The organism is Stenotrophomonas sp. STEN087 (assembly GCF_056759115.1).
The window spans coordinates 1-12,637 of sequence record NZ_JBRRCR010000103.1 but is presented as its reverse complement, the minus strand read 5'-3'; the positions used below and the strand labels follow the sequence as shown (position 1 = coordinate 12,637).

11 protein-coding genes are annotated in these 12,637 nt (G+C 67.3%); 7 read left to right on the top strand and 4 right to left on the bottom strand.

Translation table 11 applies throughout. From position 1 onward, the window contains the following. Positions 1–168: 168 nt before the first annotated feature. The gene (locus tag ACVOK1_RS18500; RefSeq protein WP_481562880.1) at positions 169–570 is read right to left on the bottom strand and encodes a hypothetical protein; all 402 of its coding nucleotides are present in this window, start codon (positions 568–570) and stop codon (positions 169–171) included. 572 nt (positions 571–1,142) lie between these two features. On the opposite strand from ACVOK1_RS18500, the gene ACVOK1_RS18495 reads away from it, so the two are divergent. Together ACVOK1_RS18495 and ACVOK1_RS18490 are read left to right on the top strand one after the other, a co-directional pair. After that, the gene (locus ACVOK1_RS18495) at positions 1,143–1,604 is read left to right on the top strand and encodes a DUF2846 domain-containing protein (RefSeq protein ID WP_481562879.1); all 462 of its coding nucleotides are present in this window, start codon (positions 1,143–1,145) and stop codon (positions 1,602–1,604) included. Between the two features lie 98 nt (positions 1,605–1,702). Then, positions 1,703–3,652 carry a PEP/pyruvate-binding domain-containing protein gene (locus ACVOK1_RS18490; protein WP_481562878.1) on the top strand — a complete coding sequence of 650 codons (1,950 nt, stop codon included), beginning with the start codon at positions 1,703–1,705 and terminating at the stop codon, positions 3,650–3,652. A 39-nt stretch (positions 3,653–3,691) separates the two neighbouring features. Here the strand turns inward: ACVOK1_RS18490 and ACVOK1_RS18485 are convergent, their stop codons facing one another. Further along, positions 3,692–4,165 (bottom strand): hypothetical protein, encoded by a 474-nt coding sequence (locus ACVOK1_RS18485; RefSeq protein WP_481562877.1) that lies wholly within the window; start codon positions 4,163–4,165, stop codon positions 3,692–3,694. Between the two features lie 295 nt (positions 4,166–4,460). Here ACVOK1_RS18485 and yddG point away from each other — a divergent pair, with 295 nt between their 5' ends. The 4 genes from yddG to ACVOK1_RS18465 all read left to right on the top strand — a co-directional run bounded on the left by yddG (position 4,461) and on the right by ACVOK1_RS18465 (position 10,170). Further along, positions 4,461–5,411 carry an aromatic amino acid DMT transporter YddG gene (gene yddG, locus ACVOK1_RS18480; RefSeq protein WP_481562876.1) on the top strand — a complete coding sequence of 317 codons (951 nt, stop codon included), beginning with the start codon at positions 4,461–4,463 and terminating at the stop codon, positions 5,409–5,411. 190 nt (positions 5,412–5,601) lie between these two features. Further along, positions 5,602–8,343 carry a TonB-dependent receptor gene (locus ACVOK1_RS18475; RefSeq protein WP_481562875.1) on the top strand — a complete coding sequence of 914 codons (2,742 nt, stop codon included), beginning with the start codon at positions 5,602–5,604 and terminating at the stop codon, positions 8,341–8,343. A gap of 71 nt (positions 8,344–8,414) precedes the next feature. Next, on the top strand, positions 8,415–9,374 hold the full coding sequence (locus ACVOK1_RS18470; RefSeq protein WP_481562874.1) for a pectinesterase family protein: 960 nt from the start codon (positions 8,415–8,417) through the stop codon (positions 9,372–9,374). A 364-nt stretch (positions 9,375–9,738) separates the two neighbouring features. Then, positions 9,739–10,170, top strand: a complete 432-nt coding sequence (locus ACVOK1_RS18465; protein ID WP_053461435.1) for a CBS domain-containing protein — start codon at positions 9,739–9,741, stop codon at positions 10,168–10,170. A gap of 90 nt (positions 10,171–10,260) precedes the next feature. Here the strand turns inward: ACVOK1_RS18465 and ACVOK1_RS18460 are convergent, their stop codons facing one another. Then, on the bottom strand, positions 10,261–10,689 hold the full coding sequence (locus ACVOK1_RS18460) for a VOC family protein (protein WP_108770073.1): 429 nt from the start codon (positions 10,687–10,689) through the stop codon (positions 10,261–10,263). 70 nt (positions 10,690–10,759) lie between these two features. Continuing rightward, on the bottom strand, positions 10,760–11,278 hold the full coding sequence (gloA, locus tag ACVOK1_RS18455) for a lactoylglutathione lyase (RefSeq protein WP_108770072.1): 519 nt from the start codon (positions 11,276–11,278) through the stop codon (positions 10,760–10,762). A 125-nt stretch (positions 11,279–11,403) separates the two neighbouring features. Between gloA and ACVOK1_RS18450 the strand changes: the two genes are divergently transcribed. After that, entirely contained in the window at positions 11,404–12,516 is a 1,113-nt protein-coding gene (locus ACVOK1_RS18450; RefSeq protein ID WP_481562873.1) for a PLP-dependent cysteine synthase family protein, read from the top strand. Positions 12,517–12,637: the final 121 nt, after the last annotated feature.

Here is a 12,637-nt window from a genome sequence, read left to right as displayed (position 1 = left end):
GTGCCGTCCACACGCCGCCCACCCTCCCAATGCGGTTCTGGGTGTAGACCCCCCGGCGGGGCAATTGGGCGCGGGCCTGGGCCGGCCGCTACCCGGCGCCGCCCAACATCGGCATTACGGCATGCCCGGCGAACATCGGTAGCGCCGGGCCATGCCCGGCGGGCTGCCTCAGGCGGCGTGCACCTGCACATCCACATATTCGGACAACCCGCGGCAGGCCAGCAGCAGGCCTTCGCGCACGTCGTTGCCGACCTGCTGCGCTTCGTCGCCATCCACGCGGACGCGCTCGCTGGCGTGCAGCAGTTCCAGCAGCACGGTCAGCCCGGCGTTTGCCCGGTTGATGCGCGCCAGCGCCATGCACAGCCCCACGCTGCGCCCGTTGCGCTGCAAAGGCTGGCCATCGGCGGCGTCCACCTGGCGGATGCGTCGCAGGTTACCCAGCAGGGTGATGCCATCATCGGCCTGCTGGGCAGCAAGGGTGGTTTCCAGCGGCTGGGCGAGCTCATCGGGCAGCGCGTTGGCGGCCTCGCCCAGGGTGGCGAACAGATACGGGTATCGCGTGGTGCTCATGGCGGCTTCCTCATGCATGCGGCAAAGGAGCCACCCCGCTTAACGGCGAGGGTGGCGGACGGTGCGTGGTTGCAATACCGGTGAACAACCTAGCGGAAAGCCGGCGGGCACGAGGCCCCCACGCGCCGCCCGCCATAGGTGCGCGGGCAGAATGTCTGCCGACGCCATCCACAGAGGATGGCGCCGACAGACAAGCGTAACTGCTAGGTAGTTCAAACGGGATTGCAAGCCCGTGCCACCCGCTTTCGGTGGCGGTCCATGTTTCGCATGGATGGCTTTGGCCGCCAATGAGAAAAGTTGGAAAGTTCGAAAGTGTTGTAACCAGGCGATTTGTTGCAGGCAGAGGGTGTGGCGAGCCGATTGCGACGCTCCCTGCCGACATGGCACCATCCGCTCACGCCGCTGCCCGCATCACGGAGGATGCCCGCGCCACGCTTGATTTCCCGATCCGTCCACCCGCCTGCGCAACCGCCGCAGCGTCGAGGTGGGCGTCGATCCACCACGCCCGTTCAACACGGGTGCGATTCCAGAATTCAATCCGCGTGCATGGCACGCATAACAGGGGGCTGTAGATGAGCAAGTGGCACGTGGTTGCAATGGCAGCGGCGATCAGCCTGCTGTCCGGGTGTGCGAGTGTTCCGATGTCGGACAAGGGCCAGGTAGACGTGGCCAAGAGCTTCCCGGTTCCGGAGGAGGGCAAGGCGGGCGTGTACGTGTACCGCAACTCCTTCGTCGGCCAGGCGCTGAAGACGGATCTGCGCATCGATGGCGAGTGCCTGGGTGAGACGGCCAACAAGGTGTTCTTCTACACCCTGGTGCCGGGCAACCAGGAACACGTGATCTCCACCGAATCGGAGTTCTCGCCCAACGACGTCAAGCTGTACACCGAAGCGGGGCGCAACTACTTCATCCAGCAGTCGATCAAGATGGGCGTGTTCGTCGGTGGTGCCAAGCTGACGGTGATGCCTGAGGCCGAGGGCCGCCGCGAGGTGGCGCAGCTGAGCCTGGCCCAGCGCGGGCGTTGTTCGAAGTGAGGTAGGCGAGCCGTTTCGAGGTGGCGATGGCTGATGGGCCATCGCCACCGGACCGCGTACCCTGTTGTCTCCGTAGCGGCATCAAGGACCGATCCCGTATGAATACCTTCTGGTACCGCGCGACCCTGCTGTTGCTGCTGGCCTGCGCCGCACCCGCGCTGGCACAGACCGCACGCAAGCCCTCGGCGTATGAGCATCGCCCTGACGCGGCACAGCAGCCGGCCGAAGGGCCGGACTATCTTCCGCGCATCGACAGCCGCGCACAGTTCATGCAGATGGCCCGCGTCTACAACGCCGGCACGGCGCTGGAAATGCCGCATCTGATCTTCGTCATCGACCGGCGCGAGAACGGGCGCATCTACTACGTCAACACGCGCCGCCACGGCCTGCACGAGCAGTTCGTGCGCCAGCAGCGGCTGCTGCGCTCGATGGACAAGGCCATGGTGAACGCGCAGTACCGTGACCCGCAGCGGCGCTTCCTGTTCGGCACCGTGGCCTGGCAGCAGGACCTGCCGGGATACACCTACGAATTCTGGGAAGGCGACCAGCTGACCTCGCCGCTGTTGCGCGAGGCCGATGCAGTGCTGCGCGCCTCGTTCGCCGATCCGATCCGTTTCAAGACCAATTCCACCGCGCATGAGCAGCTGGCGGGCGAGATGAAGCTGGCCTACGTCAGCCAGGAGGCCCTGCTGCGTGAGCAGCGCTTCCTGCCGCTGAACACCGGGAAGGCGGAGGGGCGCCTGCGCATCGTGCGCACGGAGGCGCAGCTGGCCACGCTGTCGCCGCGCGATATCCCGGTGCTGGATGAGGTGCCGATCGCGCTGGCCCCGGTCGCCGGGCTGGTGACGCAGCGGCCGTCGACCCTGCTCTCGCACGTCAACCTGCTGGCCAAGGGCTGGGGCATTCCCAACGTCTACGTGCGCGATGCGCAGGACGCGCTGCGCCAGTACGACGGTCGCTGGGTGGCGCTGGAGGTGACCGGCTGCGATTACCGGGTGACCCCGTTGGCGCGGCCGGCACGCACGCCCTCTGCCACTGCCGCACGCCCTGTGCAGCGCAGCCTGCCGCGCCCGGACCTGGCCGTGGTGGCGCTGAAGCCGCTGCAGGCGCTGCGTGCGCGTGACAGCTCGCACTGCGGGGTGAAGGCCGCCAACCTCGGCACGCTGCGTGCGGTGCTGCCACCGGCGGCACGGGTGCCCGATGGCTTCTGCATTCCGTTCTCGCAGTACCAGGCCATGCAGCAGCGGCTGCAGGTGCCGCAACGCCTGCGCGAACTGCAGCAGCGGCCGGGGTTCAACAGCGATCCGGCGGTGCGACGTAATGCGCTGGCGTCGCTGCGTACGCAGATCGAGAACGCACCGGCCGATGCTGCCTTCGTGCGTGCGCTGGAACGCCAGTGGCGCGACCAGTTGCAGGGCGCGCCGGTGTTCGTGCGCAGCTCGTCCAATTCCGAGGATCTGCCCGGCTTCAGCGGGGCTGGGCTGTACACCACGGTGCCCAACGTGACCCGCATGGAGGCGGTAGCCAAGGCGGTGCAGACGGTCTGGGCGTCGGTCTACAACTTCGAGGCCTACGAAGCGCGTACGGCGGCGGGCCTGCCGCAGGATGCGGTGGCGATGGCCGTGCTGGTGCAGGTGGCCGCACCATCGGACAGCTCCGGGGTGATGATCACCCGCGATCCCTTCGATGCCGCACGCCGCCACGTCACCTACATCTCGGCCAAGCGCGGGCTGGGCATCCGCGTGGTGGAAGGCAAACGCCAGGCCGAGCAGGTGATGTACTCATCGTGGTCGAAGGCGGTACAGGTGCTGAGCCGGTCGGCCGAAGACACCCAGCTGGTGGCGCGTGCCGGTGGCGGTGTGCGCGAGGTGCCTATCACCGGTTCGCGGCAGGTGCTGACCGATGCACTGATTGCACGGTTGGCGCGCATCGGTACCCGTACCAGGCAGGCGCTGGGCGGTGCCGACCAGGACATTGAATGGGCCGTGGTCGGCGATGAGGTGCTGATCCTGCAGTCGCGCCCGTATGTGGAAGGAAGCGCGCGCTAGCCCTGCCGGAACAGGGCTGCTGCGCACGCCACGGGTCGCTTACGGTTCCTGGTAGTCGCGCTCGTCGTAGGCGCCATAGACCAGGCAGGTCAGCTGTGCCGATCCATCCTGGGCGATCGACAGCACACCCATGCTGGTATCACGCTCGGGCTTCCTGCCCAGCTTGGAGGCGTTGCGCACCGCTGCGGCATTGGCCGAGAGCGTGCTGGTGTAGCTGGCCCCCAGGTCGCCGTCGGGATCGATGTAGACCGAGAACGAGCGGACCTGCAGGCCGAACACGGTGAACGGCACCGGCGGCTTGATCGGTTCGTCGGTGCCATCCAGGTTGACCGACAGGCCGGCCAGGGCCTTGGCTGCGGCATCCGGGTCCGCGCGGCATTCCAGTGCAGCCTGCAGCGTGGGTGCCAGCTTCTGCCACTGCGCTGCGTCGATGGTCGTTGCAGCATGCGCCGTGGGTGCAGCCAGCAGGACGGCGAAAATCGGGGCGAACATCCGGGTGGGGGTCAACGTCATGACAGTCATTTTGCGTGGGGGCGGGAATTTTACGCAAAGGTGAGTGGATGAACAGGACGATATTGCGGCGCAGCATCGAAAGCGTACAATCCGCTTCGGCCAGTCGGCTGCTGTAACCCGCCTCCCGCCGTACCCCCCTGCAACGCACAGTGCCGGGGCGTTCCGGGGACGACGCTACGGACCAGCGTACTCCCCAGGACCCACGCGTCCGCATGACCTGCCTGTCCCGCTGTCGGGGCCGGGCGCATCGCTGCGCGTGCCTTTCAATCGATCGCCTTCTGTTGTCGTCGCCCCCATGTACGGCTTCCGCGCCCTGCGCGCCTCCGCGTCACCCCATCTTCCGACCCTCATCGGCGCCAGCGCCGTGCTGCTGTGGAGCCCGACCCTGGGCATGCTGCGCACGATCAGCGAGATCTTCGGTGCCGTTGGTGGCGCCGCCCTGATCTTCACTGCCGCTGCCGTGTTCTCGGCGCTCATCCTGGGCGTTCCGCGACCCTCGCAGCTGCCGCGACGCTATCTGCTGATCGGCGGTGCGTTGTTCATCGGCACCGAGATCTCGCTGTCGCTGTCCATCGGCCTGGCCCACCACCGTGGGCAGGCGCTGGAACTGGTGATGATCAACTACCTGTGGCCGTGCCTGACGGTGCTGCTGACCGTGCTGACCCGCATGCAGCGCGGCAACTGGCTGCTGCTGCCGGCCACCGTGCTGTGCCTGCTGGGCGTGGTGCTGGTCATCACCGGCGAAGGCGCGTGGTCGCCGGCGATGCTGCTGGCCAACCTGCGCAGCAACCCGCTGGCCTATGCACTGGCGCTGGCCGCCTCGTGCATGTGGGCCAGCTACTCGCTGGTGACCAGGCGCATCGGCGGTTCGCGCAACGCGGTGCCGTTGTTCATGATCGCCACCGCCGCGGTGCTGTGGCTGAAGTACGCGCTGGGCGATGCGCCGCCGCTGCACCTGCACTGGGGCGGCCTGGCCCAGGTGGCGGTGTTCGGCCTGCTCACCGCCACCGCCTATTCGTGCTGGAACCATGGCCTGCAGCACGGCAACGTCACCTCGATGGCGATCTTTTCCTACTTCGCCCCGGTGTTGTCGGTGCTGTGGAGCAGCGTGTGGCTGTCGCTGCACCCGGGCATGGGCTACGTACAGGGCGTGGCCTTCGTGACCGCAGGCTCGCTGCTGTGCTGGTGGGCGACCCGGGCGCGGCCCCTGCCGCCCCCGGTGCCGCTGGCCGCGCACACGGCCTGAGCCTCGGCCTGGCGGCTTGCCGGGCGGGGCGCGACTTTCCTTTGTGGGCAGGCACTTGCGGGTGCCTGCCGCTGTCTTGCTGCACCGCATGATGTGTCAGTTCCATGACGCTGCTACGTTTCGTGTCCCCCGGTGTCATCTCTTGATAGGCACCCTCGACCGCCAGTAGCAGTGATTGCAAGGGATTTTCATGACGCACAGGCTGAATCGTAAAAAGACACCGGTTACCTTGGCCGCCAGCGCGCTGGCCAGTGCGGTGCTGGCCTTGGCTGGCCCGGCTGCCGCCCAGGACACCGCCGCGGCCAACCCCACCGAACTGGATGCGGTGACGGTGACCGGCTACCGCGCCAGCGTGGAGAAGGCGCTGGACATCAAGCGCTCTGAAAAGGGCATGGTCGATGCGGTGGTGGCCGAGGACATCGCCAACTTCCCCGATCTCAACCTGGCCGAATCGCTGCAGCGCATCCCCGGCGTGACCATCACCCGCGACGCCGGCGAAGGCCGCAACATCTCCGTGCGCGGCCTCGGCCCGGATTTCACCCGTGTGCGCATCAACGGCCTGGAAGCGCTGACCACCGTCGGCGGCTCCGACCAGTCCGGCGGCACCAACCGCAGCCGTGGTTTCGACTTCAACGTGTTCGCCTCGGACCTGTTCTCGCAGCTGATCGTGCGCAAGACCGCCTCGGCCGACGTGGAAGAGGGCTCGCTGGGTGCCACCGTGGACCTGCGCACCGCGCGCCCGTTCGACTACGACGGCTTCACCTTCGCGGCGAGCGGGCAGGGCAGCTTCAATGATCTTTCCGAGAAGGCCAGCCCGCGTGCGGCCGCGCTGATCGCCGATACCTGGGCCGACGGGCGCTTCGGTGGCCTGCTGTCGGTGGCCTATTCCGAACGCCGCGTGCGCGAGGAAGGCAGCAACACCGGCCGCTGGTACAGCGCCAGCAGCAACGGCGGCTTCAGCCCCAGCTCGCCGTTCACCGCCGGCCTGGCCGATGGTGTGTGGCACCCGTATTTCCCGCGCTACACGCTGCTGGAACACGACCAGAAGCGCCTGGGCGTGACCGCCTCGCTGCAGTGGAAGCCGACCGACAACACCGAGTTCGCGCTGGACGCGCTGTATTCGAAGATCGATACCGTGCGCAGCGAGAAGTACATCGAGGCGATCTCGTTTGCCTACTCGGCGCAGAAGCAGAACATGGTGCTGCGCGACGGCTACATCGATCCCACGTCCGGCGCGCTGCTGTACGGCCTGTTCGATGGTGCCGGCGTGCGTTCCGAACAGCGCCGCGATGAGTGGAACACTGCCTTCAAGCAGGTCTCGCTGAGTGGCGAACATCGCTTCAGCGATGCGTTCAAGGTCAACCTGCTGGCCGGCCATTCCAGCTCGAAGCACGCCAACCCGGTGCAGACCACGCTGATCATGGACAAGGCCAACGTGTCCGGCTACAGCTACGACTTCCGCGACAGCGTCACCCACCCGACCTTCAATTACGGCATCGACCCCACCGACACCAGCGGCTGGACCCTGGCCGAAGTGCGCCTGCGTCCGCAGTACGCCAGCAACAGCTTCGACAACGGCGCGCTGGATTTCACCTGGAACTTCGGGCCGTCGTTCACCCTGCGGGGCGGCCTGCTCGCCAAGGACTACACGTTCGACACCAGCGAGTACCGCCGGCAGAGCGAAACCGTGGTGCCGGCGTTCGCCGATGGCAGCTACACGGTGCCGGCGGCACTGGTCGACATCGCCCGCCTGGGCGGCGTGGCCGGTTCGCCCGATGCCTGGGCCGTGCCCGACCTGGCCGCGTTGTCGCAGCTGCTGGGCATCTACAGCGGGCAGGGCATCTACCAGCTGTACGAACGCAACGCGACCCGCCGCAGCGTGGAAGAGCGTGACCGCGGCGCGTGGCTGATGGGCGAGTTCGGCTTCGATGTCGGCAGCGTGCCGGTGTCGGGCAACGTGGGCGTGCGCCGGGTCAAGACCACCCAGTCCTCCACCGGTTATTCCACGGTGGATGGCGCGATGGTGCTGACCCATGTGTCGCGCGACTACACCGATACGCTGCCGTCGCTGAACCTGGTGGCCGAGCTGTCACCGGACCTGATGCTGCGCTTCGGTGCGGCCAAGGTGATGGCACGCCCCGGTCTGTCCTCGCTGACCCCGGGCACGACGCTGAGCCTGTCCAGCGGCCACCGCTACGTCAACGGCGGCAACCCGAACCTGGACCCGATCCGCGCACGCACGCTGGACCTGGGCGTGGAGTGGTACTTCCAGGAAGGCGGCCTGCTCGGCCTGGCGCTGTTCCACAAGGACATCGAAAGCTTCGTGCAGGGCACCAGCACGGTCATGCCGTTCAGTGCCAGTGGCCTGCCGGCCAGCCTGCTCGACGGCACCGGCGTGTCGCCCAATGAAGACTTCACCTTCACCCGTCCGTTGAACACGCCCGGTGGTGACCTCAAGGGTGCCGAGTTCAACTACGTGCAGCCCTTCAGCTTCCTGCCGGGACGCTGGAGCAACCTGGGCCTGCAGCTGAACTACACCTGGGTCGATTCGCAGATCCAGTACCTGACCTCCACCGGTGCGGCCTCGCTGAAGACCGACCTGACCGGGCTGTCGAAGAATTCGTACAACAGCACGCTGTTCTACGAAGGCGAGAAGCTGGGCGCGCGCGTGTCCTACACCCATCGCGACGGCTACTACACCCAGGTGCCGGCCAGCGTGCAGGGCTTCAGCTTCCACGGCATGGATGCGGTGGACACGGTGGATGCCTCGATCAGCTGGAAGATCGACGACCATCTGGAAGTCAGCCTGGAAGGCATCAACCTGACCAATGAAACCAGCAACGAGTGGGTGGGTACCTCGGCATGGAAACTGCCGCTGACCTACACCCGGACCGGCCGCGAATTCCTGCTCGGCCTGCGCTACAAGTTCTGATCGTTGCCCCTGGATCGCGGCCGGCACGCAACGCCGGCCGCCCTTCGTCCCTCTTGCCCGCAGGACGCCGCATGCCGCAGCTAAGCCGTTTCTCCCTCCCCCTGGCCGGCCTGCTGGTGCTGGCCGCGCTGCCTGCCGCCGCGCGCGACTGGGTGGTGGCCGCCGATGGCAGCGGTGACTACCGCAGCGTGCAGGCGGCCATCGATGCGGTTCCCGATGGCAACCGCACGCGCCAGGTCATCGTGCTGCGCGAGGGGCTGTACCGCGGCGTGGTGAAGGTGCCGAAGGAAAAGACCCGGGTGACGCTGCGCGGGGCCGGCCCCGGTGCGTCCATCCTCAGTTGGAACAACTACGCCGACCTGGTCGACCCGGCCACCGGCAAAGCGATGCGCACCAGTGGCTCGGCCACGGTGTACGTGTATGGCGATGAGTTCATCGCCGAAGACCTGACCATCGAGAACACCGCCGGCAACGTCGGCCAGGCACTGGCGCTGTATGCCGCACCGCCGCGCGGCGGCTTCCGCAACGTGCGCCTGCTCGGCAACCAGGACACGCTCTACACGCACGAAGGCAGCGTGCTGCACTTCAAGGACTGCTACATCGAAGGCACGGTGGATTTCATCTTCGGCGCGGCCACCGCACTGTTCGATGACTGCACGATCGTGTCCAAGGGCAAGCTGGGCTGGATCACCGCGGCATCCACGCCGGAAGGACAGCGCTTCGGCTACGTGTTCCGTCGCGCGCTGCTGCGTGGCGAAGGCATGGGCACCGCCTACCTGGGGCGGCCGTGGCGGCCGTTCGCACGCACGGTATTCCTGCAGTCCAACCTGGGCCCGCACATCGTGCAGGCTGGCTGGCACAACTGGGACAAGCCCGATGCCGAACGTACCACTTACTACGGCGAGTTCGGCAGCGTCGGTGCCGGTGCCTCACCGGAAGAACGCGTGGCGTGGTCGCATCACCTGTCCGGTGACGAGGCCGCGCAGTACACCACCGAGGCGGTGCTCGGCAGCTGGCGACCGTTCCCCTGACTTTGCACGGTCGGGCGGTTGCGCGTGCGTCGGCCGCGCGGGTGCGAACTTGAGCGGCTTGAAAGGGCTGTATTCAGCGCCGGTTTTACCGCAGGTGCGATTCTCGGAATCGTCGACAGGTTCCACGACGAAGCGTCCCATCGGTGCCGGTAGTGGCCGCGCAGGGCAGTCGTAGAATCGAATCGTCCGAGGCCCCTGCGGGTTTTCCTTCACCGGCCTCGTTCGCGTTGCAGCACCGTGCTGGCCGATGCAGTTACCTGCCGGCACCGTGCGCCAGACGTGCGCTGAAAGGTCTGTTCCCGGGGAGGGGGCGATTCGGAAGAGCACACTTTTTGACTTCAGTGACCTGCACCAGGAAACAAGAATGAACGTCCGCGAACTCCTGCAATCCAAGAAAGAAGCTGTCATCACCATCGATTCGGAAGACACCATCGGTGCCGCCGCCCACAAGATGAGCGCGAATAAAATCGCTGCCCTGGTGGTGATCAAGGACGGGGTGCCGGTCGGCATCATCTCCGAGAAGGACATCGTGCGCAGCCTGGCCGACGACGGCCCGCAGGCCGGCCGCCGGGTGATCTCCACCGTGCCGACCACCGGCCTGGAAGGCATTGCGCCGGAAGCCACCCTGAAGCAGGCCATGTCGCTGATGACGTACTCGCGCCGCCGCCACCTGATGGTCACCGATGGCAACACGCTGGTCGGCATCCTCAGCCTGGGCGATATCGTGAAGAACCTGCTGGGCGAGCTGGAGCTGGAAAAGGCCGTGCTGCAGGACATCTACATGGCCGCCCACTGAGGCGGCCGTGCAGGACGGACGAAGCCGGGCATTGCCCGGCTTCTTCGTTGGTAGCGCCGGGCCATGCCCGGCGAGCGCGCAGCGCGGCAATCAGAAGCTGACCTTCACCGAGTCGGCGCTGTAGGTCGCCGGGCCGTGGTAGACCACTTCGATGTTGTTGCCATCGGGGTCGAGCACGAAGGCGCCGTAGTAACCCGGGTGGTAGGGCCGCTCGCCCGGCGCGCCGTTGTCGGTGCCACCTGCCGCCAGTGCGGCAGCATGGAAGGCATCGACCGTGGCCGCATCACGCGCCTGGAATGCCAGGTGATGGCGACCGGTCAGCTGGCCGGCGGCCGCCTCGCTGCTGGCGGTGGAAATGAACAGTTCGTCGGCCCAGAAATAGTCCGGGCCTTCGCCGGCGATGGGGATGCCGATGGCATCGAACACGGCCTGGTAGAAGCGGCGGCTGGCGGCCAGGTCACGCACCACCAGCTGCAGGTGGTCGATCAGGCGCCCGCGATGCAGTTCCATCGTTTCCATGCGTACCTCTTCAGAAGGGGACCGCTGTGGTAGCACCGGGCCATGCCCGGCGAGCGCCTGGCGCGGCCGGTCAGGCGTTGGCGATGATCTCGACCCAGTAACCGTCCGGGTCCTTGATGAAGGCGATGTTCTTCATGCGGCCATCGGTCAGGCGCTTCTGGAACGGCACGCCGAGGTCTTCGAAGCGCTGGCAGGCCGATTCCAGTTCCGGCACCGACACGCAGATGTGGCCGAAGCCGCGCGGGTCGCTGTTGCCGTCGTGGTAGACCGGGCCATCCTGGGTCTCGGTGCCGTGGTTGTGGGTCAGTTCCAGCACGCCCGGCAGGCCGGCCATCCACACGCGGCGGGTGGCATCGTCTTCCGGCACGGCCACGCCGGCCGGCACGTAGGCCAGGAAGTACAGGCTGAACTGGGCTTCGGCGAAATCACGCTTGTCGATCAGCTGGTAGCCGAGCACGCGGGTGTAGAAGTCCAGCGAGGCGGTGATGTCCTTGACCCGCAGCATGGTGTGGTTGAACACGAAGCCGTGGGTTTCGGCCGGGGCCTGGGCAGCCACGCCGGGAATATCGCGCAGGGCGGGAAGGGTCATGGGGGAAGGTCCTTCAGACAGGGCCGTGATGGCCGGATGGCGTCATTCTACCGGCCGCCACCTGACGGCACTGCGACGTACAATGGACGGATCGCACCGTTCCGTCCTGACAACGATTGCCCGCCATGTCGCAGCGTGAATGGGTGGCCGCGGCCATCCGCAAGATCGAAGCCGATTTCAACCGTTCCGCCGATACCCACCTGATCCCGCTGGCACTGCCCGGGTTCGAGGGCATCGACGTGTACCTCAAGGATGAATCGAGCCACCCCACCGGCAGCCTCAAGCACCGCCTGGCGCGCTCGCTGTTCCTGTACGCGCTGGCCAACGGCTGGCTGCGCGAGGGGCGGCCGGTGATCGAGGCGTCCAGCGGCTCGACCGCGGTGTCCGAAGCCTATTTCGCGCGCCTGCTGGGCCTGCCGTTCATCGCGGTGATGCCGGCAACGACCTCGCCGGAGAAGATCGCCGCGATTGAATTCCACGGCGGCCGCTGCCACCTGGTCGAGCGCGCCTGCGACCTCAACTGCGATTCGGAACGGCTGGCCCGCGAGACCGGCGGCCATTTCATGGACCAGTTCACCTACGCCGAACGGGCCACCGACTGGCGCGCCAACAACAACATCGCCGAATCCATCTTCAAGCAGATGGCCGAGGAGCCCAGCCCGATCCCGGAATGGATCGTGTGCAGCCCCGGCACCGGCGGCACCGCGGCCACCCTCGGCCGCTATGTCAGCTACCGCCGGCATGACACCCGCATCCTCTGCGCCGACCCGGAAATCTCGGTGTTCTTCGAGGGCTACCAGGCCGCCGTGGCAGGCGAGCCGGAATGGCGCGGGCTGACTTGCAGCGGCGGTTCGCGCGTGGAAGGCATCGGCCGGCCGCGGGTGGAATCGAGCTTCATCCCGACCAGCGTCGATGCGATGGTGAAGGTGCCCGATGCACTCAGCCTGGCGGCGATGCGCTACGTCAGCCGCCAGGTCGGGCGTCGCGTCGGCGGCTCCACCGGCACCAACTTCATCGGCGTGCTGCAGGCCGCGCAGTGGATGCGCGAAGCCGGCCACCAGGGCAGCATCGTCAGCATCCTGTGTGATGCCGGCGAGCGCTATGCGCACAGTTATTACGACCCCGCGTGGTACGGCCGCCAGGGCATCGACGTGGACGGCGCCGACGCGCATCTGGCCGCGGCCGTGGCCGGGCAGGGCCTGCCCGAACTGCCGTGGTGCAGCCTGGAAGCGTTGTAACGCGGCAGGGTATTTCCGCCGGGGCCGGGGCCCCGGGGCCGGGGGGGGCGCGGGGGGGGACGCCGGGCCGCGCCCGCGCGCGGCCCGGGCGCGCGGGGGTTTGGGGGGGGCCCAGACCCCC